Annotated in this window: 19 protein-coding genes; 5 read left to right on the top strand and 14 right to left on the bottom strand. The window is 55.5% G+C overall.

Going from position 1 to position 24974, the window contains the following annotated elements:
* Positions 1 to 12 precede the first annotated feature (12 nt).
* Positions 13 to 3243 carry an efflux RND transporter permease subunit gene (locus HU175_RS17440; protein WP_176567805.1) on the top strand — a complete coding sequence of 1077 codons (3231 nt, stop codon included), beginning with the start codon at positions 13 to 15 and terminating at the stop codon, positions 3241 to 3243.
* 27 nt (positions 3244 to 3270) lie between these two features.
* Positions 3271 to 4425 carry an efflux RND transporter periplasmic adaptor subunit gene (locus tag HU175_RS17435; RefSeq protein ID WP_176567804.1) on the top strand — a complete coding sequence of 385 codons (1155 nt, stop codon included), beginning with the start codon at positions 3271 to 3273 and terminating at the stop codon, positions 4423 to 4425.
* An 86-nt stretch (positions 4426 to 4511) separates the two neighbouring features.
* Here HU175_RS17435 and HU175_RS17430 read toward each other — a convergent pair whose 3' ends face one another.
* Positions 4512 to 5414, bottom strand: a complete 903-nt coding sequence (locus HU175_RS17430; RefSeq protein WP_176567803.1) for a Nif3-like dinuclear metal center hexameric protein — start codon at positions 5412 to 5414, stop codon at positions 4512 to 4514.
* Between the two features lie 214 nt (positions 5415 to 5628).
* On the opposite strand from HU175_RS17430, the gene HU175_RS17425 reads away from it, so the two are divergent.
* Positions 5629 to 6684, top strand: coding sequence for an LLM class flavin-dependent oxidoreductase (locus tag HU175_RS17425; protein ID WP_176567802.1), 1056 nt, complete (start codon positions 5629 to 5631; stop codon positions 6682 to 6684).
* Positions 6685 to 6766: 82 nt separating this feature from the next.
* Here the strand turns inward: HU175_RS17425 and HU175_RS17420 are convergent, their stop codons facing one another.
* From HU175_RS17420 to HU175_RS17410, 3 genes are read right to left on the bottom strand one after another with little or no spacing between them, the layout of a single operon-like run.
* Entirely contained in the window at positions 6767 to 7849 is a 1083-nt protein-coding gene (locus HU175_RS17420) for a response regulator (protein WP_176567801.1), read from the bottom strand.
* The gene (locus HU175_RS17415) at positions 7846 to 10239 is read right to left on the bottom strand and encodes a PAS domain-containing protein (RefSeq protein WP_176567800.1); all 2394 of its coding nucleotides are present in this window, start codon (positions 10237 to 10239) and stop codon (positions 7846 to 7848) included. The genes HU175_RS17420 and HU175_RS17415 overlap by 4 nt, the downstream gene beginning before the upstream one ends.
* A 19-nt stretch (positions 10240 to 10258) precedes the next feature.
* Positions 10259 to 10822 (bottom strand): hypothetical protein, encoded by a 564-nt coding sequence (locus HU175_RS17410; protein ID WP_176567799.1) that lies wholly within the window; start codon positions 10820 to 10822, stop codon positions 10259 to 10261.
* Positions 10823 to 11072: 250 nt separating this feature from the next.
* Between HU175_RS17410 and HU175_RS17405 the strand changes: the two genes are divergently transcribed.
* The gene (locus tag HU175_RS17405; protein ID WP_176567798.1) at positions 11073 to 11450 is read left to right on the top strand and encodes a hypothetical protein; all 378 of its coding nucleotides are present in this window, start codon (positions 11073 to 11075) and stop codon (positions 11448 to 11450) included.
* A 39-nt stretch (positions 11451 to 11489) separates the two neighbouring features.
* Here the strand turns inward: HU175_RS17405 and HU175_RS17400 are convergent, their stop codons facing one another.
* From HU175_RS17400 to HU175_RS17365, 8 genes are all read right to left on the bottom strand, one after another.
* A complete protein-coding gene (locus HU175_RS17400; RefSeq protein WP_176567797.1) occupies positions 11490 to 11801 on the bottom strand; it encodes a hypothetical protein in 312 nt (103 codons plus the stop codon).
* 43 nt (positions 11802 to 11844) lie between these two features.
* Positions 11845 to 13359 carry a TolC family protein gene (locus HU175_RS17395; protein WP_176567796.1) on the bottom strand — a complete coding sequence of 505 codons (1515 nt, stop codon included), beginning with the start codon at positions 13357 to 13359 and terminating at the stop codon, positions 11845 to 11847.
* Positions 13301 to 16486 carry an efflux RND transporter permease subunit gene (locus HU175_RS17390; RefSeq protein ID WP_176567795.1) on the bottom strand — a complete coding sequence of 1062 codons (3186 nt, stop codon included), beginning with the start codon at positions 16484 to 16486 and terminating at the stop codon, positions 13301 to 13303. Before HU175_RS17390 ends, HU175_RS17395 begins: the two co-directional genes overlap by 59 nt.
* Positions 16487 to 16500: 14 nt before the next feature.
* Complete coding sequence (locus tag HU175_RS17385) at positions 16501 to 17661, bottom strand: efflux RND transporter periplasmic adaptor subunit (RefSeq protein WP_176567794.1); 1161 nt, start codon at positions 17659 to 17661, stop codon at positions 16501 to 16503.
* A 163-nt stretch (positions 17662 to 17824) separates the two neighbouring features.
* Positions 17825 to 18202 carry a hypothetical protein gene (locus tag HU175_RS17380; protein ID WP_176567793.1) on the bottom strand — a complete coding sequence of 126 codons (378 nt, stop codon included), beginning with the start codon at positions 18200 to 18202 and terminating at the stop codon, positions 17825 to 17827.
* 153 nt (positions 18203 to 18355) lie between these two features.
* The gene (locus HU175_RS17375; RefSeq protein WP_176567792.1) at positions 18356 to 18907 is read right to left on the bottom strand and encodes a DinB family protein; all 552 of its coding nucleotides are present in this window, start codon (positions 18905 to 18907) and stop codon (positions 18356 to 18358) included.
* Positions 18904 to 19083, bottom strand: a complete 180-nt coding sequence (locus tag HU175_RS17370; protein ID WP_176567791.1) for a hypothetical protein — start codon at positions 19081 to 19083, stop codon at positions 18904 to 18906. The genes HU175_RS17375 and HU175_RS17370 overlap by 4 nt, the downstream gene beginning before the upstream one ends.
* Before the next feature lie 73 nt (positions 19084 to 19156).
* Positions 19157 to 19741 carry a Crp/Fnr family transcriptional regulator gene (locus HU175_RS17365; RefSeq protein ID WP_176567790.1) on the bottom strand — a complete coding sequence of 195 codons (585 nt, stop codon included), beginning with the start codon at positions 19739 to 19741 and terminating at the stop codon, positions 19157 to 19159.
* Positions 19742 to 20019: 278 nt separating this feature from the next.
* On the opposite strand from HU175_RS17365, the gene HU175_RS17360 reads away from it, so the two are divergent.
* Positions 20020 to 22275, top strand: a complete 2256-nt coding sequence (locus HU175_RS17360; RefSeq protein WP_228724192.1) for a heavy metal translocating P-type ATPase — start codon at positions 20020 to 20022, stop codon at positions 22273 to 22275.
* Positions 22276 to 22282: 7 nt separating this feature from the next.
* On the opposite strand, the gene HU175_RS17355 is transcribed toward HU175_RS17360, so the two are convergent.
* Together HU175_RS17355 and HU175_RS17350 are read right to left on the bottom strand one after the other, a co-directional pair.
* Positions 22283 to 24358: an OmpA family protein gene (locus tag HU175_RS17355; RefSeq protein ID WP_176567789.1), complete on the bottom strand. Its 2076-nt coding sequence runs from the start codon at positions 24356 to 24358 to the stop codon at positions 22283 to 22285.
* A complete protein-coding gene (locus HU175_RS17350; RefSeq protein WP_176567788.1) occupies positions 24313 to 24960 on the bottom strand; it encodes a 7-carboxy-7-deazaguanine synthase QueE in 648 nt (215 codons plus the stop codon). Before HU175_RS17350 ends, HU175_RS17355 begins: the two co-directional genes overlap by 46 nt.
* Between the last annotated feature and the right edge of the window lie 14 nt (positions 24961 to 24974).

Here is a 24974-nt window from a genome sequence, read left to right as displayed (position 1 = left end):
CGCGAAACAGGTATGTATAACATCATTCGTTCCGCCCTGCGCAAGCCCATCTCGGTGGTGGTCGCGGTCATGGGACTTCTCTTCTTTTCGGTGATGTCGCTGTTCACGATTCCGGTGGATATTTTCCCGAATCTTGACTTACCGACGATCTACGTGGTGCAGCCCTACGGCGGGATGGCCCCCGATCAGATGGATGGCTTTATCGCCACGCGTTACCAGGATCACTTCCTGTACGTGTCCGGGATCCGCGACATCAACGTAAAAACCATTCAGGGCTTGTCCCTGATTAAGCTTTCGTTCTATCCCGGTACCGACATGGCGCAGGCGGCCGCCGAAGTGGCCAACAACGTATCGCGGGCGAAAGCGTACATGCCCGAAGGAACCGTGCCGCCCCAGGTCGTCCGCTTCGATGCCAGTTCGGTGCCGGTTGGCCAACTGGTGTTTGAAAGTCCCAGCCGGTCGCTGAACGAAATTCAGGATTATGCGTCGTCGCGGGTGCGGCCTATGTTCTCCCGCATTGAAGGCGTATCCAGTCCGCCCCCCTTTGGCGGAAACCAACGGACAGTGATCGTGAAAGTCGACCCGCAACGGGTGCGTAGTTACCAGCTTACACCCGAAGAGGTGATCAAGGCCATCGTAACCAACAACCAGCCATCACCCGCCGGGAACATTCGCATTGGCGACAAAACGCTGATGACGCCCGTCAATTCACTGGTGAAGAAACCGGAGGATTTCCTGAACATCCCGATTCGGGTGGGCTCTGGTCCGACCGTCTTCGTGCGGGACGTGGGGACGGTTGAAGATGGGGCCGACGTAACGGTTAGTTACGCCCTGGTCAACGGTCGTCGGGCGGTGTACATTCCGGTCGTTAAGAAATCGGACGCGTCGACGCTGGACGTGGTGAATAACATTCGCAAAGCCATGCCCGAGCTACGGGCGGCCGTGCCCGAGGACGTAAACATTTCTTACGAATTTGACCAGTCTGTGTACGTAACGAATGCGCTGAAAAGCCTCGTGACGGAAGGGATTCTGGGGGCCGTACTGACGGGATTGATGGTACTGCTTTTCTTACGCGACTGGCGCAGTGTGATCATTGTGGTCGTGACCATCCCGATCTCGATTCTATCGGCTGTGATTATGCTGAATTTGTGTGGACAGACGATCAACATTATGACCCTGTCGGGGCTGGCGCTGGCTATCGGGATTCTGGTCGATCAGGCCACGGTGACGATCGAAAATATTCACCAGCACCTGGAGATGGGCCGACCGAAAGCCGTTGCGATCTGGGATGCCTGTAAGGAGATTGTCTCTCCGGAATTTCTGATTCTGCTGGCTATTCTGGCGGTGTTCGCGCCCGCGTTTGTCATGAGTGGCGTGCCCCGTTCGATGTTTCTACCGTTGTCGTTGTCCGTCGGTTTCGCCATGATTGCGTCATTCCTGCTCTCGCAGACCTTCGTACCGGTGCTGGCCAACTGGCTGTTGAAGAGCCATCCCCACCACGAAGCGCCGACGCTGGCCCTCGACGAACGGGAGCGGCACATGATTGAAGCGGAACGGCCCGCTGCTGAACCAACGGGTTTCGATAAATTCAAACAGCGCTACTCAGCTGCGCTCGAAAAAATTCTGAACCGCCGGGGGCTGGTTGTCGGTGGGTATCTGGTCGGGAGTCTGGCTGTTATTGTCGTCTGTTTTCTCGTGATTGGAACCGACATTCTGCCGCATGGCAACAGTCACCAGTTCCAGATGCGGCTGCGGATCCCCGACGGCACGCGGGTGGAACGCACCGAGATGGCGACGCTGAAAACGCTGGATATTATCAAGGAAACTGTGGGAAAAGAGAATGTAGAAATCTCCTCGGCCTACGTCGGTACGGTGCCGTCCAGCTACGGTACGTCCAACATCTTCGTATTCAACAGCGGTCCCCACGAGTCCGTGTTGCAGGTGTCGCTGAATGAAGAGTACCCGGTGAAGATGGACAACCTAAAGGAGGAGCTTCGGGCGAAAATTGCCAAAGCTCTACCAAACGCCAGTATCTCGTTTGAACCAATCGAGCTGACGGAAAAAATCATGAGCCAGGGCGCGTCGACGCCCATTGAGGTGACGGTCGCGGCAAAGGATCTGGCTGAAGCGGGAAAGTTCGCCAACAAAATCCGGGAGCGCATGCTGAACATTGATTTCCTACGCGATGTACAAATTGCGCAGCCGCTCTCATATCCGGTACTGAACGTAACGATGAACCGCGAACGGGCCGGTCAACTGGGGGTCACCTCCACACAGGTCGCCCGGTCGATGGTAGCCGCTACGTCGTCCAGCCGCTTTACGGACAAAAACCTGTGGCTTGATGAGTCGAAAGGGCTGGCCTATCAGGTGCAGGTGCAGATTCCGGAGTACCAGATGCGCAGTACCAGCGACATTGGCAATATTCCGCTGAAAAGTGGCGATATGCATCCGCTCCTATCGGACGTAGCGACGTTTTCGGAAGGAACGGCTCCTGGTGAATACGATCGCGCCGGACCGAACCGACTGGTAACGATTACGGCTAACCTGCAGAATAAAGACCTTGGTTCGGCCCGCAAAGCCGTGGAGTTAGCGATCAAAGAAGCCGGAGATCCCCCACGTGGGGTGTTGGTTGAACTGGGTGGGCAAACCAACCTGCTGACCGAGACGCTGAGCAGTCTGCAAACGGGTCTGCTCGTCGCCATCGTCATTATCTTCCTGTTGCTGGCGGCCAATTACCAGTCGTTCAAATTGTCGCTCGTCATCCTGGCGGCTATTCCGGCGGTGGTAGCCGGGTCGCTGTTGATGCTGCTGGCCTGCGGAGCCACGCTGAACCTGCAATCGTACATGGGCCTGATTATGTCGGTGGGGGTATCCGTCGCCAACGCCATTCTGATGGTCACTAACGCCGAAAACCTGCGCCTGGAGGTTGGCGAGCCGCGCCGGGCCGCCGTCCTGGCCGCTAACAGCCGGATTCGTCCGATTCTGATGACCAGTATTGCCATGATTGCCGGGATGATACCGATGGCGTCGGGACTTGGCGAAGGTGGCGATCAGATCGCTCCGCTGGGTCAGGCCGTTATTGGTGGGCTGATTACGTCTACGCTGGCGTCGCTGCTGATTTTGCCCTGCGTGTTTACCCAACTCCAGTCCAAAGCCACGACTCAGTCCGTATCGCTCGACCCGGAAGATCCCGACAGTAAATTCTATCACCAGGAACAACCCAAGCTGAGTCACAGCCTATAGCCTGCCATCTAGCCAACCTGTATTATCATGAAACCGTTTTTGACATTTATCGGATCAGCATCGATAGCCGCAGCGTCGGCTACCGTGATCCTGACGGCCTGCTCAACCGCCAGCAGCGACAACAAACCCGCTAAATCAGAACCTGCCGTACAGACGGTGGCCGTTACGACCGTACAGTCACTTCAGCCTAGTAAACAGGTCACGCTGCCGGGCGAACTGAAACCCTGGAATCGGGTAAATATGTACGCCAAAGTAAAAGGATTCGTGCGCGAGATTGCCGTTGATCGGGGCACTGTTGTCCGGAAAGGACAGGTGTTGGCCCGGCTCGATGCGCCCGAAGTCCTGTCGGAGCTGAGCCAGGCCCAGGCGCAGGTACAGGCTCAGGAGGCCACTCTGACCGAACAAACTACCCGCGCCCGCGCCAGCCGCCTAACGTATCAGCGGATGGTGCAGACGGCTAAGATGGAAGGAGCCGTGTCACTGAACGAACTGGATCAGGCCCACGCCCGAATGCAGGCCGATAGTGCGACGGTAGCCGTGGCACGGGGCAGCGTACAGGCCGCCCAGTCGAACCTACAGGCCAAGCGCGAACTGCGGCAGTATCTGACGATCACGGCCCCGTTTGATGGTGTTGTGATCGAACGGAACATTAGTCCCGGCGCGCTGGTCGGGGCGGGGGATAGCGGCAAACCACTATTTGTGCTGGAAGACAACCGAACCCTGCGTCTGACCGTCGCCATTCCCGAAAGCTTCGCCAACCAACTGAAAGCCCAGAGTGCAGTTGCTTTTACGGTGAACGCCATGCCCGAGCGCCGGTTCAACGCCCGGCTGGCGCGGTCGGCTGAGAGCCTGGTAGAAGCGAACCGGGCGATGTTGGCCGAGTTTGATGTAAACAATGCCAGCCACGAACTGAAAGCCGGGATGTATGCTGAGGTGACGCTGCCCATTGAGCGGTCCGCCAAAACGTTGTTCGTGCCCACTACGTCGGTCGTGAGTTCGAGCGAGAAACAGTTTGTGATTCGGGTGCGCGACAACCGAGCACAATGGGTATCGGTGCAGAAAGGCAACGTGGTCGATTCGCTGGTCGAGGTCTTCGGTGACCTACAGCCGGGTATCGCCATCGTCCGGACCGCCACCGAAGAAATCCGGGATGGGCAGGCGGTTCAGATCGGACAGAAGTAGCCTTCATTCTAATAAACCGTGACTATAAACAGAGCTAGCCTTCGCGAAGGCTAGCTCTGTTTATGGGAAATTAAGTAAATGGCCAATCACTCATAACTGAACGGATTCTCCGACGGCACGTAGCTGATGGGCATTCCCGGCAGCTGGGGTTTGAGCCAGGAAACGAGCCATTCCATACCAGCCGCTTCGCTCAGGACGTGCCCCAGCACCACCAGCGACAACTTCGCTCCCTGCTGGCGCGCATCGCGGACGTATTCGGGCGTTTCCCACTCACTGACCTCCCCGCAAAGAATCACATCCGGTTTCGTGCGTTCAATTGCCGCAATCTGGTTGCGTCCGCCTGAGGCCCCCGGCATCAGCAGCACCCGCTGGCAGGACTGATTCCGGTCGCCGACGATACGTACCTGTTTGATGCCCAGCTTCTGCTTGGCGTGAGTAATGATTTGATGCAGGGGCGTAGCGGGCATAATGAGCAGCCGTGGGTCATTTTTGTCAACGTACTTCTCCCAACTCAGCGCCGATAGCATGCCGGTATATATCCCATCGGGTTGGTGCGCGTGCCAGTAATCGTGGAAACGCCAGACGGCAATGTTGTGCTTATCTAGCAGAGCCTGTTTCTTCTGAAATACAGCGTCATTTTTCAGCCAGTCCGTTTCATCAGCGTGGTTGTAGAATGTGGGTTCGTGCGCGATGATAAAGTTCGCTTTAGCGGCAATGGCTTTTTCAATTACGTCCATGGTTGTAAACATGGTCGTAATAATGCCCGTCACGGTTTGCGAGGCCGAGCCCGATTTCAGCGTATCGACCGTTTTTGGAAAGGGTGCGTCAGGAATTTTCTTTAAAATCAGGTCCATCACCTGCCCTACGGTCATGGGGGCCGCGTGGCCGGGAGAGGCCTGGCTCATAAATGGGGTGTCGATCAGTAAAGAAACGCCTGCCGCTTTGGTTAGGGTAGTTAAAAACTGCCGTCTTCCGGAATCATTGTGCATGGTATTAACGAGGGTTTGAAGTCGTGATTAACTGCGCGCGGAGCGTAATGGAACCAATTGCCCGTTCGCCGGACTTGTCAGCATAAACGCTGCTGCGTTTTTAAAGTAGCCCAATCGCCGATGCCTTTGCAAATAGAGATCGGTTAAAATCGCGGCCTGCTCAGCAAAACAGGACCAGCCGTGCGTTACGTTAATCTGTAATCGAATCGATAGTATGGAACTAGGGATCAGTAGCTTTGGCGAAGTCATACCCGATGGCGTATCGGGTAAAGCCGTTCATGCGCACCAGCGGGTACAGCAACTGCTGGACGAAATAAAACTGGCCGATCAGGTTGGGCTTGACGTATTTGCGCTGGGCGAGCACCACCGGCCGGACTACGTCGTGTCGGCTCCCGAAGTCATCCTATCTGCCGCTGCCGCGTTAACCAAACACATTCGCCTGTCGAGTTCGGTAACCGTACTGAGCTCGGCTGATCCGGTGCGGGTGTTTCAGAACTTTGCCACGCTGGATCTGGTGTCTAATGGACGGGCCGAGATTATGGCCGGTCGGGGCTCGTTCATCGAATCGTTCCCGCTGTTTGGCTACGACCTTAACGATTACAACGAACTCTTTACCGAAAAGCTGGACCTGTTACTCACTATCAATCAGCAGGAAACAGTAACCTGGCAGGGTAAGCAACGTGCGTCAATTTCGGGCTTGGGTGTGTATCCCCGACCCATCCAGCCCAAACTGCCCATCTGGCTGGCGGTGGGTGGTACGCCCGCGTCGGCAGTGCGGGCGGGAACGCTGAATCTGCCCATGACGGTGGCCCTGCTGGGTGGTACGCCCGACCGGTTTGTACCGCTGGTGAGTCTATTCCGGCAGTCGGCGCGGCAGGCGGGTCACAACGTGAGTCAGCTGCCGCTGGCAGTTAACTCCCACTTCTACATTGCCGACGATTCGCAGAAGGCCGCCAACGAGTTTTATCCGTTCTACGCGGCCATGATGAACCGCGTTGGAAAGGAGCGGGGTTGGCCACCGCTGGGTCGCGATCAGTTCGAATACCTGCGGGAACACGGCCCGTTAATGGTGGGTAGTCCGCAGCAGGTAATTGATAAAATTCTGTATTTCCACGAACTGTTCGGCAATACTCGCTACTTGGCGCAGCTCATCGGCAGCGATACGCAGGAACACACTAACGTCATGAACGCGATCGAACTGTTCGGTACGAAAGTGGCGCCGGAAGTACGAAAAGTGCTGAGCAAATCAACGATGGTGGCTGAACCGTAACGCTATGTCCGGTCAAACCAATACAGCCCGGTTACCTTAGGTAGGCAGGCTGTAGTTTTAGCGGGCTATACTGAGTAAGTTGTCAGTGTCGTAAAGCGGCAATTTTCTGAACCTCCAGCAGCGTAATCTGGCTGCCGTTAACATCAATCAGCCCTTCGTTGCGAAAATCGCTTAGGGTCCGGATAACAGTTTCGGTGGAGGCTCCAACCAACTGCGACCAATTCTCACGCGATAAAGTCAGGGGAGTCGATACATAGGTGGCCGGGTCATGGGTGGCCGGGTTTTCGGATCGGGCGTAAAATTTGCGATAGAACAGAATCAGAGCCTCAGCTACCCGTTTGCGTACGGTCTGGTAAGCCAGTTTGCAAAGCCGATCCTTGTAATCAGCTAAATCATTCGCCATCAACGAAATAAATTGATTGGCTACTTCCTGGCTATTGTGAATCAGCGTCAGAAAATCGCTTTTAGGTATGGTGCAGATTTCTGAATCATCCAGAAATTCGGCTGATTCGGTATATATACCGTCGCGTAGTAACGCTAGATAGCCGACGAAATCGTTCTGGCCGGCTAGACTGGTTATGTAGGCATTTCCGTTTGCGTCGGTCATGAACAGCTTCATCTGCCCGCGCCGGACAAAGTAAAGCGCGGAGGCTGGTGAGCCTTCCTTGAACAGGATTTGTTTCTTCTTATAATGAGTTACCGGGTACGTATCGCTGATGCGCTGGCGGTCGTCTTCGCCGTCCGTTAAAGCTTGTTTGAGTGTACCAAACCCACTGATAGCTTGCTGTTGTCCGCTCCGATCTTTATTCAGGCGCATCGAGACAGCGTTCAGCAACGTTACGTTGTCAAAGGGTTTGATGAGGTAATCGTCGGCACCCAGCCCCATGCCAAACCGAAAGTCGGCTGCTTCGGCCTTCGCCGAGAGGAAAATAAACGGAATGGTAGCCGTAATCGGGTCTTTGCTCAAGATGTGCAGCACACCGTACCCATCCAGCTCGGGCATCATGATATCGCACAGAATTAAATCGGGCCGTGTCTGTCGGGCGAGTTCGACTCCTTGTTTGCCGTTGCTGGTTGGCACAACGACGTATTGAGCCAACTGGAGAATTTCGGTGATATTCTCCCGCATTTCAGGGGTGTCTTCAATAACCAGAATCGTTTTCATGCAACTAATGGCTGTAAGGGAAGCTGAACGAAAAATACGGTGCCTGTGTCGAGCTGACTCGTAAACGAAATTGTCCCGCCCAAAAGGTCGACATACCGTTTGACAATGTAAAGACCTAAACCTGTTCCCTGGATATGGATGGCGTTGCGCGCCCGGAAGAAGTTGACAAACAGTTTATCCTTATCTACTTCCGGAATACCAATGCCCCAGTCCCGGACCCAGATCTGTAACTGATCGGGCTGAACAGCAGTTGTTAATTCGATAGTTTTTCCCTCGGCTGAGTACTTACTGGCATTGGTCAGCAGATTAATCAGGATGTTTTTTACCAGTTGATCGTCAAGCTCAATAATGGTCTGCCCCTCCTGGTGGGAATAGGTAATGTGTTGCCGGGGTTTCAGGAGAGGTCGTATATCCTCGATTATGTCACTGCAGAACATCCGCAGATTCAGGCGATGAGGAGATCTGGTGAAGGTTAAGTCGTCCAACTGGCTAATGGACATGAAGTTGGTCAGCAGACTGGTCAGGTTATCAATGGCTGATTTTATACGTTGTACGTGACGTTCCCGTTTGTCCTGCTCATTCACGCCATTATAACTGCTGATTAATGAGGCAGAGGAAAGAATTGTGCCCATCGGGGTTCGAAACTCGTGAGAGGCCAGTGTAACGAAATTAGATTTCATCTCATTCAACTCGCGCTCCCGGGCTAGCAACTGCTCGACCTGTTGCAGGACCTGTCGGCGTTTGGTTGCGTCGGTAGCCGTCATGATGATACGTTCGATCTGCTCATTTGATTCGGGAAAAGGCGTATACACGAAGTCGAAATAAACCATTTCCAGCTGCTCGTTGCGCTTGAGTAAAATGGGCACTTCAGTCCCGACGAACGATCGACCGGTGGTGCGCACGCCGGTCAGCAGCTCCTCAAAGCCCTGGCCTCTAGCCTCGGGCAGGGCCTCAAAAAGGGGCTTGCCTAGTACCTGTTCTTCGGTACGTCCCCACAGCGTACATAGATTGGGGTTAGCGAGTTCAATGATAAAATTTGGCCCTCTAAAAATACCGATAGCCGTAGGGGCATGGTGAAAAATACGCCGGAGCCGGGCTTCACTGTCTTCAACCCGCTGCCGGGCTAGTACCTGCTCGGTTACGTCAAAACCCGAGATAATGATACCGGCGACCTGCCCGTCAATTTCGCGCAGGAGTTCGTAGGAGAGATTGATGTAACGCAGGCCAAGCTGGCCATCCCGCCGTATTCTGACTGGTAGTTCGTTGCCCGCAAATGGTTTGCCGGTCTGCATGACGGCCGTCAGTAACTCCTCGTAGCCCTGGTTGGCCGATTCCGGAATAACGTCAAACAGGGGTTGTCCCAGTAGTTCTTCCTGCGTACGATTATAGATCGTACACATTCTGGGATTTACCAGGTCGATGATGAATGCCGAGCCCCGCACAACGGCGATCGCTACGGGTGAGTTCTCGATCAGATTCCTGAATCGGTGTTCGCTCTGTTTGATCTGACGTTGGGTTTCCATCTCCCGGGTAACGGATTGGGCCATGCCGCCGTAGTGGTGAATGTTACCGAGTGGCGTATAATAGGCCTGACCCGTAAAATGGACCCACCGAAGCCGTTGGTCGTCGGCCCCGATCGTTCGGTACGTCAGATCGAAGTGACTGCTTGTCCGGTTACCCATTCCCTGCTGAGCCACTTCAGTAATCCGGCTGGCGTCGTTGGGATGTACGTGCTTCAGCACCTCCTGCAAGGACACATCATCGTTTGTCGAGAAGCCGAAGAGAGCCGCGCATCGGGCATCCCAGCGTACCAGGCCGGTGTCCGGGTTAAACTCCCAGACGCCAATAGGGCTGGTTTGGTCCGGCTGCCCGGCGGGGGGAGAGCTCAGAGGCTTCTCGGGCTGCAGCGTAACTTCTTGACAGATAAGTAATACGCCCGCAATCTGCCCGGCATCATCCCGGACCGGGCTGTAGCTGCTGGACCAGGGAACCAGGCGGGTCTGGTTGGCGGAAAAGACGGGAATCTTTGGCCTGTCGGATGACGTACTGACCTGGCCCGCGAGAACCTGATCGAGCTGCGGCCGCAGGGCAGACCAGATCTCGGCCCAGTAGGAAGCCCCCTTTTCACCCAGAGCGGTTGCCTGATTCATAGTAGGGCTTAAGTTGGGAGCGTAGGTATCATTGTAGAACTGGATACGATCGGTACCCCACCACAAAAACATTGGAAAGGCAGACTGGAGCATAATGCCAAGGGTGGTCTGCAGGCTCCGGGGCCACTGCGCTGGTGAACCAAGCGTCGTCTGGGACCAGTTATACTGCCGGATCAGCTGGGTCATTACCCCGCCCCCCGCCAGAAAGGACGGAACTGACTGATTGGTGTCCAGATTCATACCGGTAGATATAAGCGCGTTAAGCGAGTTGGCCGCTGATGAGATCAAGCAGTTGAGCGCGGGCCTGCGTAACGGAAACCCGGTTCTCGATTGCCTGCAGCAACCAATCGTTGGCCGCCTGTTCCTGGCCCGTCAGCGGAGTGTACGTAATATTCTGAATCAGCATGAGAACAGCGTCATCGGATTTAACGTAGAGGTGGTGATACGTCCCGGGAACGCCGTCCAGTTGGTACGTTCCGACGAATTGGCCGGGCTGCCCGGTGAGTACCGCCTGGGCTAACCGACTAATCAGATGCGATACATTGTCGTCGTAGGTAAGAAATCTCAGGGTACGGTGCAAAATATCGTCAATGGGTAGATTTAGCATAGACTGCAGCACTTCATTGACAGCTAGATAGCTGAAATCCATAACTAACTCCTCGGGTCCGCGTTCATCGGACATATCGATGCCGGATGATTGTACCGCCTGCAAAAGACAGACACCCAGGGGAGATACCCGAACAATCGCCTGCACGGCGTCAGTAAGTATCCAGTTCACCGGAAACAAGTTCTGGTTTTCGACCGATTGATAAACTAAGGCCATCCTGTTATAGGCTTATCTAACAGTTGAATACATAAACGTCGAAGCTGACAAAAAGGTCAGTTTTGGACGCAATTACTACTATAATCGATAAGTAATCATGATTTACTGATAAGAATCATGATTTAGCCTGACAAAAATCATGAGCTTTCAAAAAGCTGGTGACTTAAGGCATAGGTTGCCCAGGCTATGGTGTATAATTTTGATCAAAATACACCTAATTAACTTTCTTTAAGTAAACCAGAAGCTGTTTATGTATATAAAAAGAGATGCTGCACATGAAGGTCACAAAGTTGCCAGCCTTGACACGGAGCATCCTTTACAGCAATGGACGCAGGCGTGTGAGCAATTTTGTGAGTTGCGGAATCGGGTAAATACCCTTATCAAGCAGCGGTTGGCCAATCCGGTAGACAAAGCAGGCAAACAAGCGTTTGTGAGTCAGTGTTCGATTGCCCAGCTGATTGTGCTGGAAATGGATATGACCCAGGAACTGGAGACGTTGCTGGCTGACATTAATCGGCGCAACGGGGGCTCATTTCCGACGAAACTGATGAAACACGTTGCCATTCTGCGCAATTGGAATCAGCGGGCACTGAGTATGCTGAATCTGGCGGATCATTCGACCTGCTAGCGATGGCATATTCCTGCACTGATAAGGCTGCTGAGGGTCTTATTGCAGGAAATAATAAGCAGAGAAAACCAGACCTGCCACTGCGTAAAGGATGTAGTAAAGGCGTTTGAACCAGAAGCCCAGGGTCGTGATCAGCAGGAAGACCAGAATAATCTTCCAGCCCATATAAGGCGGTAGGGGTTTGTCCAGCGGGTTGCCGAAGTAGAGAACAAGCAGCAACAAATCGAAGAACAGCGAGAGAAAAAGTGTACTTCTTTTATTGTCGTTCATGAACTGAATAGCGGGTAGGCGCTGGCCTGCCAGCAGAATGCTACTGACCAATGTCTTGAGTGCATACAAGCAAGAGATCATTGCTCCAATGGCCTAGTAAGCCATTGGAGCGTTTTTACGTTAGTTAATTCCATCCGCCCCCGAGGGCACGATACAGATCCACCAGCGACAGAAACTGAGCCCGTTTGGTGTTCATCAGATTCAGTTCGGCCTGCAGGATTGATCGTTGAGCCGTGATGACTTCCAGATACGTTGCGTAGCCGGTGCCGAACAGATCGTCGGAGGTGGTTGCGGCCAGGCGCAGTTCGGCTACTTCTTTGGTCTGCAGGTCGGCCACGCTGCGGTAGTTTTCCAACCCTTTCAGACTAGTCGTCACTTCCGATACGCCCGTCAGCACCGTTCGCTGGTAGGTGTAGTACGCTTCCTGACTCTGTGCCTGCGAGATCCGCAGATTGCCTTTCAGCAGACGTCGGTTAAAGACTGGCGCAGCCAGGCCACCCAGAATTCCAGCCGCTACCGACTGGGGATTGAGCAGCACATCGGGCCGGAAGGCATTCAGACCCAGGTACGGACTCAGGTTGAGCGACGGCAGAAACTCGGCTCTGGCTACGGCTACGTCGATGTTAGCCGCATCCAGTTCCCGCTCTGCCTGTCGGATGTCGGGACGTCGTTGCAGGAGCTGCGCGGGAATACCAGCCAGCAGGGTCGGCGGCAACTGCTGGTCCCGGATGGATACGCCCCGCGGAACGGGTCTCGGATAGCGACCCAGCAGAACGTTCAGCTGATTTTCGGTATCGACGATCTGCTGCTGTACCCCACCTGCCAGGCTCTGCGTATTCAGTAACTGGGCCCGGAACTGCTGAACGGCCAGCTCCGTAACCCGCCCCGCGGCTTTTTGCACCTCCACCAGTTCAACCGCCTGCTGCTGCAGCGTAACGTTCTCGCGGATGATTTCGAGTTCACCGTCCAGCGCCAGGAGGGTATAATACAGCCGTGATACGTCAGAGATAAGCGTTGTCAGTAACAGGTGGCGTCCTTCCTGCGAGGCCATCACACGCTTGTAGGCTGCATTTCGGCGGTTCTGAAGTTTACCCCAGATATCGACTTCCCAGTTGCTTCGGAAACCAACGAAAAAGTCGGGCGTGGGGTTGGGAATCAGGCTGGAGCCCGTTACGTTATCGGAGAGATTGGTGTCGAAGTTACCTACCCCATTGAGCGTGTACCGCCCAAATCGATCGACTCCCGTTGTCGCTACGGCATCGACCTGAGGGAGCAGGGCACCCCGGCTGATCCCGTAATTCGCCTGCGCGACGGCGATGCGCTGCCAGGCGATTTTTAGATCGAGGTTACGCGCTACTGCCGTATCGATCAGTGCCACCAGCCTGTCGTCGGTAAACAGTGTTCGGTAGGGCAAATCGCCAATCCCCAGCGAATCCGTCATCCCCGGATTGGGACCATTGGCGTTAACCCGATCTACGTAGGAATCCGGAACAGAAATAGCGGGCGATGAGGCCGGTACCTTGGCCACCTGGCAACTGCTCAGCGCGACCGATACGCCCAGAAATAGACAGAAAACTACTTTATGATTCGTGAACGACACCGTTAACTGCAGATTTAGTGGAAATGGAATGAATCGCATCGTCGTGATCCGACGCGGGTGGGCTGACGCGTTCGGCCAGCGAGGCAAACAGAACGTACAGACCAGGAATGAGCACCAGCCCGAAGAGGGTGCCGATGAGCATGCCCCCGGCGGCCGCCGTACCGATTGACCGGTTCCCGAGGGCACCCGCGCCCGACGCAATACAGAGCGGAATCAGCCCGGCGATGAACGCAAACGAGGTCATCAGGATGGGGCGCAGGCGGGTAACGGCTCCGTCAATGGCGGCTTCCCAAATCGATAGCCCTTCTTTTCGGCGCTGGTTGGCAAACTCCACAATCAGAATGGCGTTTTTCCCCAGCAGCCCGATCAGCATGACCAGCGCTACTTGGGCGTAGATGTTATTCTGCAAACCAGCCAGCTGCAGGCACAGAAACGAGCCGAAAATGCCGGCGGGCAAGCCCAGCAGGACGGGGAGGGGTAGAAACAGACTTTCGTACTGGGCTACCAGCAGGAGGTAGATAAACACCAGACAGACCAGAAAGATGTACACTGCCTGATTACCCGATAGAATCTCCTCGCGCGACATACCCGACCACTCGAATGAGTACCCACGCGGCAGATTTTTCTCGGCCACGGCCTGAATGGCAGCCAGTGCATCGCCACTGCTGTAGCCCGGTGCCGCCGATCCGTTGATCAGCGCCGAGGTGTACATGTTGTAGCGGGTCAGCTGCTCAGGTCCGTAGACGCGCTCCAGCCGGATGAAGTTCGAGTAAGGCACCATCTCGCCGTCTTTGTTCTTCACCCGCATGGTGAGTACGTCCTCGGGTTTTGTCCGGTACTCGGGCGCGGCCTGAACAAACACGCGGTACATCTGCCCAAACCGGATGAAATTGGTGGCGTAAAAACTGCCCATCAGCGTTTGCAGCGTGCCCATGGCATTCTCGATCGAGACGCCTTTTTGAGCTGCTTTGTCCTGATCGACGTGCAGCATGTACTGCGGATAGCTGGGGTCGAAGCTTGTGAAGGCGTCGGCAATGGCCGGTTGCTTCTTCAGCGAGTCGATAAACGCCATAGCTACCTGCTGCGTTTTTTGAAGATCGCCCCTGCCGGTTTTGTCGAGCATCCGGAGTTCGAACCCGCTGGAGTTGCCGAAGCCGGGTACCGTTGGGGGCGAGAAATACTGGATGCTGGCCCCCTGGATATGCCGGGTTTTCTGTTCCAGTTCGGCAATCAGGTCATCGACCGACTGCTTACGTTCGTCCCAGTTTTTCAGGTTGATCATACCCATGCCGTAGGACGCTCCAGCCCCGTCGGTCAGCAGACTGAAGCCGGAAAGTGTTGATACGTTCTCGACCGCTTCCAGCGTCGAGGCTACCCGCTGAATCTGCGCCATAACGTCCTCGGTTCGCTGCACGGTAGCTCCGGCGGGCGTCGTTACGTTGACGTAGATCATGCCCTGGTCCTCGGTAGGAATAAAACCACCGGGCAGCACCAGGTTAACGCCCCAGGTACCAGCCACAAAGGCCAGCAACAGTCCCATCGTAATCACCCGTCGACTGACTGTCCGGCGGAGTAGACCCTGATACCGGCCCGTCAGTCGGTCAAACAGCCGGTTGAATCCGGCAAAGAAACGAGCCAGTAAACCCGTCTGAGGCTCGTGCTGGTGCGGGCGCAACAAAAGCGCGCAGAGGGCGGGTGTCAGCGTCAGCGCATTCAGTCCCGACAGTAGGATGGCGACGGCCAGCGTCAGCGAAAACTGCCGATAAAAAACGCCAACTGGACCCGATAGGAAAGCTACCGGAATGAATACCGCGGCCATTACCAGCGTAATGGCGATCAGGGCGCTGCTGATTTCGCGCATGGCGGCAAACGTAGCGGCTCGGGGTGGTAAACCTTCGGCCATCTTGGCATGTACAGCTTCGACGACGACAATGCCGTCATCGACCACAATCCCGATGGCCAGTACCAGCGCAAACAGAGTAAGCAGGTTGATCGAAAAGCCGATCAGGCTCATGAAGGCAAACGCACCCACCAGCGCAACCGGCACCACCAGCGCACAGATCAGCGTGGAGCGCCAGTCCTGCAGAAACAGGAAGACGACAAGGAAAACCAGTACAAAGGCTTCCAGCAGCGTACGCACCACTTCGTGAATCGACGCGTCCAGAAAGCGCGAAACATCATAAGCGAAGTTGTAGGTCATGCCCGGCGGGAAGGTTTCTTCCTTCAGCTCGGCCATGCGCTCTTTGACGCTGGCAATGATCTCGCGGGCGTTCGAGCCGGGCCGCTGTTTGAGCATGATAGCCGCCGACGGGCGCCCGTCATTGCGCGAAATAACGCTGTAATCGGCGGAGCCAAACTCGACCTGCGCCACGTCCTTCAGCCGCAGGATCGACCCGTCGGGGTTGGCCCGCAGGACGATGTTGGCGTATTGCTCGGGCTCGAAAAACTTGCCGGTATAGCGCAGGACGTACTGCAACACCTGCGGGGCACGGTCGGCACTTTCACCCGCTTTGCCCGGCGCGGCTTCGACGTTTTGGGCCTGGATAGCTTCCACGACGTCGTCGGCCGAGATGGAGTAGGCCGTCATCCGGTCGGGCTTAAGCCAGACCCGCATCGAGTACTCGCGGGCACCCATGATGTCGGCCAGTCCTACACCATCGATCCGTTTGAGCTCAGCCAGGACGTTGATATCGGCGAAGTTGTAAATAAATTTTTCATCCACCGATGGGTCGTCGCTCACCAGGTTGAGGTACAGGAGCATACTGTTGACCTCTTTTTCGGTGATAACCCCTGCCCGGATCACCTCGGCGGGAAGCTCATCGAGGACCGAAGTAACCCGGTTCTGGACGTTCATGGCCGCCAGATCGGGGTCGGTCCCCACCTGGAAAAATACCTGAATCAGCGTTGTGCCGTCGTTGCCCGACACGGAGTTCATGTACGTCATGCCCGGCACGCCATTGATGGCCCGTTCGAGGGGCGTAGCGACAGCTTTGGTGCAGACCTCGGCGTTGGCCCCGTTATACTTAGCCGTTACGGTGACGGAGGGAGGAACAATATCCGGAAACTGGGTGACGGGCAGACCCGTCAGCGCCAGGACGCCCATCAGCGTAATCAGCACGGAAATAACGGCCGACAGCAGGGGGCGTTTGATAAATACGTCAAACATGGGTCAGAAAGGGGTTAGTTACGGGCCATGGCTGCCTGCGCCGGAGGAGCGCTGGCCAGGTACAAACTGTCGGTGGAGATTGTTCGGGGAACGATCTGGGCACCATCCCGGATGTTCTGGATGCCTTCGTAGACAACGCGGTCGCCGGGTTCCAGCCCCGACCGAACCAGATAGTATGGACCGGTGCGTCCCTGCGGAACGAAGCTCCGGGACTTGACCCGGTTGTTCTGATCGACCACGTAGACGTAATTCTTGTCCTGCACCTCGAAGGTGGCCTGCTGCGGTACCAGCAGCGCTTTGTCCATTACGTTTTCCAGTCGCACCTTGCCCGACGAACCGTGCTTGAGCAGGTGTTTGGGATTGGGAAAACGGGCGCGAAAGGCAATCGTGCCGGCCCCGTCTTCGAAAACGCTTTCCATAACCTCAATCCGGCCTTTGTGCGGATACAGACTTTCGTCGGCCAGCAGCATTTCCACCGGCTTGGCCCCCTTACCCAACAGGTCCCGGTTGTTTTTGATAAAGCCCAGGTACTCCCGTTCCGATACGTCGAAATAGGCGAAGACTTCGTTCAGGTCAGATACCGTCGTCAGCAGGGTGCCCTCTTCGATCAGGCTACCCATTTTCAATGGAATGCGGTTGATGATGCCATCGAAGGGAGCCCGAATACTGGCTTGGGCCACCCGTAGGGCGGCCATTGCCTGCGCCGACCGGGCATCGTCGATCTGGGCGCGGGCCGATTCCAGTTTGGCCTGCGCCAGATCAAGATCGGTTTTGGAAACGATATTTTTGGCGATCAGGAGTTTGACGCGTTCTACTTCAACCTCCGCCGTTCGGGCGTTGGCAACGGCATTTTTATAAGCCGCTTTGGCCTTGTCGACTTCTGCGCGGTACTCGGCCGCATTGAGCGTAAAAAGAAGCTGCCCTCTCCGGACCGGCTGCCCTTCGTCAACGTGAATTTTTTCCAGAAAGCCGGACACCCGGGCCCGGATTTCGACGTTTTGTACGGCTTCCAGCGTACTGACGTATTCCCGATGCAGGGCCGTATTATGCCGTTTGATGGCAACAACGGGCAGGGTGAGTTTTTCGTCCGGCTGTTCCGCGCCGGTTTTCCGGTCGGTACAGCCTACGGCCAGTAAGCCGACCACACAGGTAGTCAGCACTTGTTTAGTGAACATAATAAATTGAGTAAAGCGCTGACGATGTAGTCAGCTTCAGGTTGGTTGCAGTAAGATTGGGCGCGACAGCGCAGCGGGGGTGACCCGAACGGACGTGGCTGATCAGCTCCGGAGGAGTTGTCAGTCAGAAAAGTCCATAGAAAGTCGCCCAATGGGGACTAACTTAACAAATGCCCTGGGGCGGGGGAGACGTAATATCCGGCACGTAGGTAGAAACGGGCGTCGATGTGAACGTAATCACAGCGGTATGCAGGAAATGGATCGAGCGGGCGGGGGGACGTAGCGTAAACGTCTGCGTGAAGATATAATCCTGGAGCGAGAGGAGCTGCCCCGCTTCCTCGTCGTGTTCGTCGTGCTCAGGAACGGCGTTGACCAGGCCAAGGCACTCTTCCAGCAGCAGCTCGCTGATGCTCTCAATGTCATTGATCGAGAGGTCTTCCTGATCCTGAATGAGCGTCGTTGATCGGTTGTACCGGTCGGGGGAGTCGACGCTGAAATTAAGGACATGCAGCGCCATCAGCAGACAAAAAAGTCTGTACAAAACGGGGCTATGTCTCTGTTTTATCAGTCGCATCAGTTAGGAATCTGTTAAAGATACCACCGAAACGGGCCTGGTAAAAGGAATATAGGCTGATTTGTTGGAATAGTTAAACTTTGTATGAGTTACGTTTAATACGTTTGGCAATTCTGGCAACTAAAGCAGATTGCGCCTGGCCTGCAAAAGGTGTCGCTCGTCGTGAACGATCAGAAACTGGAACAGATCGCCCAGATTCAGCCGAAGCCATAGGGCCACTGACACCGGAATACGGATCGCATCCAGATCAACTTGTCGAGCCTGGCGCAGGTAGAACAGGAGTTCTTCCTGTTGCTGAATAAACTCTGCGACAACTGTATGGCCCGAAAGGTTGCTCTCAGGCCGATGCTGCCGGGCGGCTTTGAACTTCTTAGCGCTGGCCGTCGGGTCCATCAGCCGGATAAAATAGCGTCCTAGCCAGTTTCCGCTAACGGAGTTTCTGGCTGGGGCGTGGGGCTGCGCTGCCAATGCCTGTTTGATGCGGGGCAGGTAATAATTGCCGTAGCTGGTCAGGTGCGCCAGGCACTGGGCAATGCTCCAACCGCCGTCCGGCGCTGGTTTAAGTAACGAAGTGTCGTCCAGGTTCTGAAACTGCCGGACGGCTACCTGCAGATGCTGCTCTACCACTTGTTCCAGCGACGTGAGCAGTGCTTCGCGGTTGGTCAAACTCATGCCCGTTGCTGGTTAGAGACTAGCGCCCGTTTGCTGACGATCAGTAACGTAGCGCTAATCAGACAGAGGACGGATTGCGGATCGGCGAAGGCCATGACACTGATAGATAAAAGGGCCAGGGCGGAAAGCAGGATAAAGCCCTGCGCGATTCGGGTTAGCAAGGTTGGTGTGTACATCGGGATTATAGTAGAAAGTGCGATGCAAAGGTGGCGGGTAGCGCTTCGGCAAGTGTTGGTATTTACCAAGATTTCAGATGCGAATGCTATTCATGAGCTTACTAAAATTCGTGGCGTCAACGCCGATGTAGTTCGCCAGGTATTTGTGCGGAATCAGCTGGAGCAGGTGCGGGCTCCGTTGCAGGAGCTTCCGCATCTTCTCGGCGGCCGAATAGCATTGCAATTCCACCAGACGTTCCAGAACACCCGATAGCGTATGGGTCATTCCCAGCCGAACCATGGACTCGATGGCTGGCCGACTGTGCATGACCGTCTGTAATTCCTGAAACGATGCGCGTAGAAACGTAGAGGGTGTTAGTGTTTCGTAGAAATAGCGGGAAGGTTGTTGCAGCATCAGCGAGTCAATCACCCCGCCGAAGGAAGGGGCGTACGTAAAGACCAGCGTTGCTTCCCGGTCCTGATCGTCCAGGTAATAGACGCGCTGCACGCCTTCGACCACAAAATACAGGTATGCTTCCCGTTCACCTGTCGCCGTAAGCACTTCTTTCCGCTTCGCCGAAAAGGGTTTCCAGATGGTCACGAAAGCCTGCCAGTCGTCGGGTTGGAGTGGAGCGATTGCGTCCGTAGTCTGTTTGAGTAGGGTGATGGCGTCGGGCATGGTTAAAAGCTGGGAACAGCACTTTCGCAGGACCAAGGTTATTCAGGGTACTTACTTCAACCGTGGCGTATTTTCCGATGAAAGTCCTAGGGGAGAAAGAGAAAACTATAAACTCAGCGACCAATCTACAACGCGAGCGGGACAACCTGTATGAACAGGTTAAAAGTTGAGCAACCATACGGGGTGGCCGTAAAATTCTACACAGACCACCCGCAATTCCATAACGCATCGGACTTTCTTTCGGACGAACTTTGTTTGGTAAGAAAGGAGACTACGTTATGACAACGAACGAGACGGCTCCGACGAAGAAATCGACTTCGGCAGCCGTAAAAAAAACATATCCGGTTCTGGAAATGAGCTGTGCGGCCTGCGCCGTCAGCGTCGAATCCATGCTGAAAAATACGCCCGGTGTCGTTGACGCGGGGGTTAACTACGCCAATCAGGATGCCTGGGTTCAGTACGACCCCAAAGTCGTTACGCCCGCTGATCTGCAGAATACGATTCGGGCCATCGGATACGACCTGGTGATTGATGCCGAAGACCCGCAGGAAGTGCAACAACAGGCGCAGCAGCAACACTACGAACAACTGAAACGCCGAACGATCTGGGCCGTCGTGTTGTCCATACCTGTCGTGCTGATCGGTATGTTCGGCATGGGCTGGCCGCTGGGCAACTGGATTATGCTGGCCCTTGCGGCCCCAGTTGTTTTCTGGTTGGGTGGGCCGTTCTTTCGGAATGCGGGGAAGCAGGCGAGTCACGGTAAAGCGAACATGGATACGCTGGTCGCGCTCAGTACGGGCATCGCGTTTCTGTTCAGCCTGTTTAATCTGCTCAATCCGGATTTCTGGCTCCGTCGGGGGCTGGAGCCGCAAGTCTATTTCGAAGCGGCCTCGGTCGTTATTACGTTTATTCTGCTGGGTAAACTGCTCGAAGAACGGGCGAAGTCGAATACCTCGTCGGCCATTCGGAAACTGATGGGGCTGCAACCTAAAACGGTGCGCATCGTCGAGGGAACGACCGAACGCGAAATTTCTATAGCGGAGGTGCGCGTCGGTAATCTGCTCATAGTCCGGCCGGGGGAACGAATTCCGGTGGACGGGCGGGTCGAGTCGGGCGGATCGTACGTAGACGAGAGTATGATTTCGGGTGAGCCGGTGCCGGTCGAGAAGCAGACGGGCGCGAAGGTGTTTGCCGGGACAATCAATCAGAAAGGCAGTTTCCGCTTCCAGGCCGAGCAGGTGGGGGGCGGTACGTTGCTGGCGCAGATCATCCGGATGGTACAGGAAGCCCAGGGCAGCAAAGCGCCGGTGCAGAAACTGGTCGACAAGATCGCCGGGATTTTCGTACCCGTGGTGCTGGGGATTGCCGGCCTGACGTTCGTAGCCTGGCTGCTGGTAGGTGGCGATAATGCCCTGACCACGGCCCTGCTAACCTCCGTTACGGTGCTGGTCATTGCCTGCCCCTGCGCCCTGGGACTGGCAACGCCTACAGCCATCATGGTGGGGGTAGGGAAAGGAGCCGAGAACAACATCCTGATCAAAGACGCCGAAAGCCTGGAACTGGGCTATAAAGTCAACGCCGTGGTGCTGGACAAAACCGGTACGCTGACCGAAGGCCGACCCGTAGTCACCGACATTCGCTGGAATGGTACTGCTGAACTGCAGGATGAACTTCAACCCGTGTTATACGCTCTGGAAGCCCAGTCGGAACACCCGCTCGCGTCAGCTGTAACGACCTATCTGACTGGACAGAACGTAACGGGCGCTACGCTTACCGATTTTACCAGCGTAACGGGCAAAGGTGTAATGGCGCGATCCGGCGAAGAAACTTATAGCATCGGTAATCGGGCCTTGCTGACCGAGCGTGGCATTACGCTGTCTGAAGATGTATCGCAGCAGGCAGCCAACTGGCAGGGACAGGCCAAAACCGTTGTCTTTTTCGCCGACAGCGAGCAGGTACTAGCGCTAATCGCCATTGCTGACCCCGTCAAAGCGACCTCGAAGCAGGCCGTCGAAACGCTACAGAAACGAGGTATTGCTGTTTATATGCTTACTGGCGACAACGCCCAGACGGCGGCTGCCGTAGCGGGTCAGGTTGGGTTGCAACATTACCGGTCCGAGGTACTCCCCACCGACAAAGCAGAGTTTGTGCAGGAGCTACAACGTAGTGGCAAGGTCGTGGCTATGGTTGGTGACGGTATCAACGACTCGCAGGCGCTGGCCCAGGCCGACGTAAGCATTGCGATGGGGAAAGGCTCCGACATTGCCATGGACGTGGCCAAAATGACGCTGATTACCTCCGACCTGATGAGTGTTCCTAAAGCGCTGTACCTCTCCCGCCGTACCGTGCAGACCATCCGCCAGAACCTGTTCTGGGCGTTTATCTACAACCTGATCGGTATCCCTGTTGCGGCTGGCGTGCTGTACCCCGCCTTCGGTTTCCTGCTAAGCCCCATGATTGCCGGGGCTGCTATGGCGCTTAGCTCGGTGTCGGTGGTAAGCAACAGCCTGCGACTACGGTCCGCTCGTTTGTAACCGCTCCCTACAAAACCCGCCACTCAATCCGTCGATTCAACCGCCGATTTTCATCGGTAGTATTCGGGGCCAGGGGACGGGTTTTTCCGTACCCAATGGCTTTAATACGGGCGGGAGCAATACCGCCCGTACTGGTCAGGTACGTAACGACGGATTGCGCCCGCTTCTGCGAGAGCGTGAGGTTAGCGGCTGCGTCGCCCGTGTCGTCGGTATGGCCGGACACTTCAATCGACACCGCGGGGTTCGCCTTCAGAAAAGCCGCCAGTCGGTCGAGTTCCGTGCGGGATTTGTCGGCTAGGTCATAGCGACCGTACTCGAAAAAGAGATTGTTCAGGGTTTCGCTGGCTGTTTTCCCGCCAGCCACCGGTTCCAGCGGTACGCTCAAATTGACGCCCTCGCCCTGCGATTTCTGGGTAAAATCGAACGACAGACTTTTGAAAAGGTAACCCGGCACGCTGACGTACAGCGCATATTCGCCACCTGTGGGCAGCACAGCCGTATATTGGCCCGTCTGAACGTCGGCTTGGACCCGCGACACAATCTGGTTCGTGTTCAGGTCAATCAGTTCGACCATAGCCGCCAGCGGCTTTTTGCTTTTTGCGTCGGCAATGATGCCTTTGAGGTAGCTCACCGGTTTCACCCGCTCGCGCAGAGACTCCGGCAGGTCGAAGGTGTACAGCCGGGATTTCTGCGACACGCCGTCCTTCTGCTCTTCAAACGAATAATACGCCCGTTTTCCGCTGGCCGATACGAACAGTGATGCCTGATCTTCGGATGTGTTGATCGGATAACCCAGATTCGTCGGGACCGACCATTTGGTTATCGCTTGTCTGGCAAGGGCGCTGCCCTGAGTTACCGTACTGCTGGTTGCTACGTTGGTGGTCGTCAGGCTGTCGGACACAAACAGATCGTAGCCACCCATGCCGACATGACCGTCGGAAGCAAAAAACAGGCTTTGTCCGTTGGCGTGAATGAACGGCGACGCTTCGTTGAACGGTGTATTGATGGGTTCGCCGACGTTGACCGGCTCGCGCCACTGGCCGTCTGTTCCCAGGTCACTACGCCAGATGTCGCGCCGACCTTTACCGCCCGGTCGGTCTGATACGAAATACAACCGGCGTCCATCGGCCGAGAGGGAGGGCTGGGATTCGTAGCTTCCCGTGTTGATCGTTGGGCCGAGATTTTCGGGGGGCGACCAGTCGCTGCCCGTTTTCCGGCTGACGTATAGATCACAACTACCATACCCTTTTCGGCCCTGGCAGGCCGTAAAAACCAGCGTCCGCCCGTCGGCCGAGAGCGTGGCTGTGCCCTCGTTTTCGGGGGTGTTGATATCGGAAGAAATCGACGTCGGGGGTGTCCAGGTTTCGCCGTTGAACGTAGCAACCATTAAATCTTCGTCGCCTTCCGGTTTGAGCGCCGTGAAGACGAGTGTCTGTTCGTCGGCCGTCAGGACCGGGAAATACTGGGAAGGCGTAGTTTGCAGCACTGGCGAGACAGGCCGTGGATCAACCGTTCTAGGGTGCGCCAGCGCGTCCAGACCAAAACGGGCCGTCTCGATCTGCCGACCAATGCGTTTCGCCTGCATCGACTGCGGGGCAAACTTTGCCTGAAATTTTTCGAGGTAGGGGAGAGCGTCCGCGTACCGACCTAAGCGCAGCAACGTAGCGCTCAACGCCTGATAAGCCACCCCCGACGATGGGCTGTCGGGCTGAAGCTGAATGACCTGCCGGTAGGCCGTCAGAGAGGGCTCATACTGTTTCGTGAACTCGTACAATTGACCCAGCTTCAGGTGGGCGTCCAGAAAGCTGGGGTCTTCTTTGGTTGCCTGCTCCATGTACGGAATCGCTTCCCGCGCTTTCCGCTCCCCAAACAGTTTGTTTGCCTGGTCGTAAAGTGCCTTCGCTTTTTTCGTCTGCGCAAAAGAAGGCCCAGCCAGTAAGAATAGAGCTAGAAGAAGTAAGATGGATAGATTCCAGAGGAAACCTCCTTTCCTCCCTGTTCCCTCTCCGCGACGGCGGACCGCTTCTTCCTCCCTCTTTATGGAATATCCATGTATTTGTGCGTCTGCAACGAGATCTGCCATTGTGGATGGTCTTTGACGTAATCAACGATGCGAGATAGCATTTCATTGGAACGACTCCACTCTGTTTGCAAAAAGAGTTTGCAATCGGGGCGCAAGAGGGGTACAAACGACTCCGCAAAGGCGAAATCGGACTGGTTGTAAATGATCACTTTCAGCTCATTGGCCTGCTCAAAAATGGCTGGGTTGGGCTTTTTGAATTTCTTGGGCGAAAAGCAGATCCAGTCCCAGGAACCCGTCACCTGCTGACAGACGCCCGAGGTTTCAATATTGGTTTGAAAACCGGCGTTCTGCAACGCGGCCGTCAGATCGGTCAGGTCATGCATGAGTGGTTCTCCACCCGTGATGACTGCCATCCGGCCGGGGTGCTGGAGTGCCCCGTCAACGATCGTATCAATAGACAGTTTAGGGTGCGCGTCGGCGTCCCAGGATTCTTTTACGTCGCACCAGTGGCAGCCAACATCGCAGCCGCCAAGCCGAATAAAGTAAGCCGCTTTCCCCGAATGAGCTCCCTCCCCCTGCAAGGTGTAAAAGGCTTCCATAACGGGCAGTGCCGTGGATTGGGTGTACGTGTCAGTCGTTTGTTGTTTCTGTTCCAAAAGCATATACAAAGATACGC

It is taken from the genome of Spirosoma sp. KUDC1026 (assembly GCF_013375035.1).
Lineage (GTDB): Bacteria > Bacteroidota > Bacteroidia > Cytophagales > Spirosomataceae > Spirosoma.
The sequence above is the reverse complement of the archived record's forward strand: the minus strand, read 5'-3'. Positions and strand labels throughout refer to the sequence as shown.

Excerpts from the sequence above, each read along its gene's own strand:
- HU175_RS17440 (WP_176567805.1), top strand. The coding sequence starts at position 13 with ATGTATAACATCATTCGTTCCGCCCTGCGCAAGCCCATCTCGGTGGTG.
- HU175_RS17425 (WP_176567802.1), top strand. The coding sequence starts at position 5,629 with ATGGAACTAGGGATCAGTAGCTTTGGCGAAGTCATACCCGATGGCGTA.
- HU175_RS17350 (WP_176567788.1), bottom strand. The coding sequence starts at position 24,960 with ATGCTTTTGGAACAGAAACAACAAACGACTGACACGTACACCCAATCC.
- HU175_RS17360 (WP_228724192.1), top strand. The coding sequence starts at position 20,020 with ATGACAACGAACGAGACGGCTCCGACGAAGAAATCGACTTCGGCAGCC.
- HU175_RS17365 (WP_176567790.1), bottom strand. The coding sequence starts at position 19,741 with ATGCCCGACGCCATCACCCTACTCAAACAGACTACGGACGCAATCGCT.
- HU175_RS17395 (WP_176567796.1), bottom strand. The coding sequence starts at position 13,359 with ATGCGATTCATTCCATTTCCACTAAATCTGCAGTTAACGGTGTCGTTC.
- HU175_RS17400 (WP_176567797.1), bottom strand. The coding sequence starts at position 11,801 with ATGATCTCTTGCTTGTATGCACTCAAGACATTGGTCAGTAGCATTCTG.
- HU175_RS17405 (WP_176567798.1), top strand. The coding sequence starts at position 11,073 with ATGTATATAAAAAGAGATGCTGCACATGAAGGTCACAAAGTTGCCAGC.
- HU175_RS17375 (WP_176567792.1), bottom strand. The coding sequence starts at position 18,907 with ATGAGTTTGACCAACCGCGAAGCACTGCTCACGTCGCTGGAACAAGTG.
- HU175_RS17370 (WP_176567791.1), bottom strand. The coding sequence starts at position 19,083 with ATGTACACACCAACCTTGCTAACCCGAATCGCGCAGGGCTTTATCCTG.
- HU175_RS17420 (WP_176567801.1), bottom strand. The coding sequence starts at position 7,849 with ATGAAAACGATTCTGGTTATTGAAGACACCCCTGAAATGCGGGAGAAT.
- HU175_RS17355 (WP_176567789.1), bottom strand. The coding sequence starts at position 24,358 with ATGGCAGATCTCGTTGCAGACGCACAAATACATGGATATTCCATAAAG.
- HU175_RS17430 (WP_176567803.1), bottom strand. The coding sequence starts at position 5,414 with ATGCACAATGATTCCGGAAGACGGCAGTTTTTAACTACCCTAACCAAA.
- HU175_RS17385 (WP_176567794.1), bottom strand. The coding sequence starts at position 17,661 with ATGTTCACTAAACAAGTGCTGACTACCTGTGTGGTCGGCTTACTGGCC.
- HU175_RS17415 (WP_176567800.1), bottom strand. The coding sequence starts at position 10,239 with ATGAATCTGGACACCAATCAGTCAGTTCCGTCCTTTCTGGCGGGGGGC.
- HU175_RS17410 (WP_176567799.1), bottom strand. The coding sequence starts at position 10,822 with ATGGCCTTAGTTTATCAATCGGTCGAAAACCAGAACTTGTTTCCGGTG.
- HU175_RS17435 (WP_176567804.1), top strand. The coding sequence starts at position 3,271 with ATGAAACCGTTTTTGACATTTATCGGATCAGCATCGATAGCCGCAGCG.
- HU175_RS17390 (WP_176567795.1), bottom strand. The coding sequence starts at position 16,486 with ATGTTTGACGTATTTATCAAACGCCCCCTGCTGTCGGCCGTTATTTCC.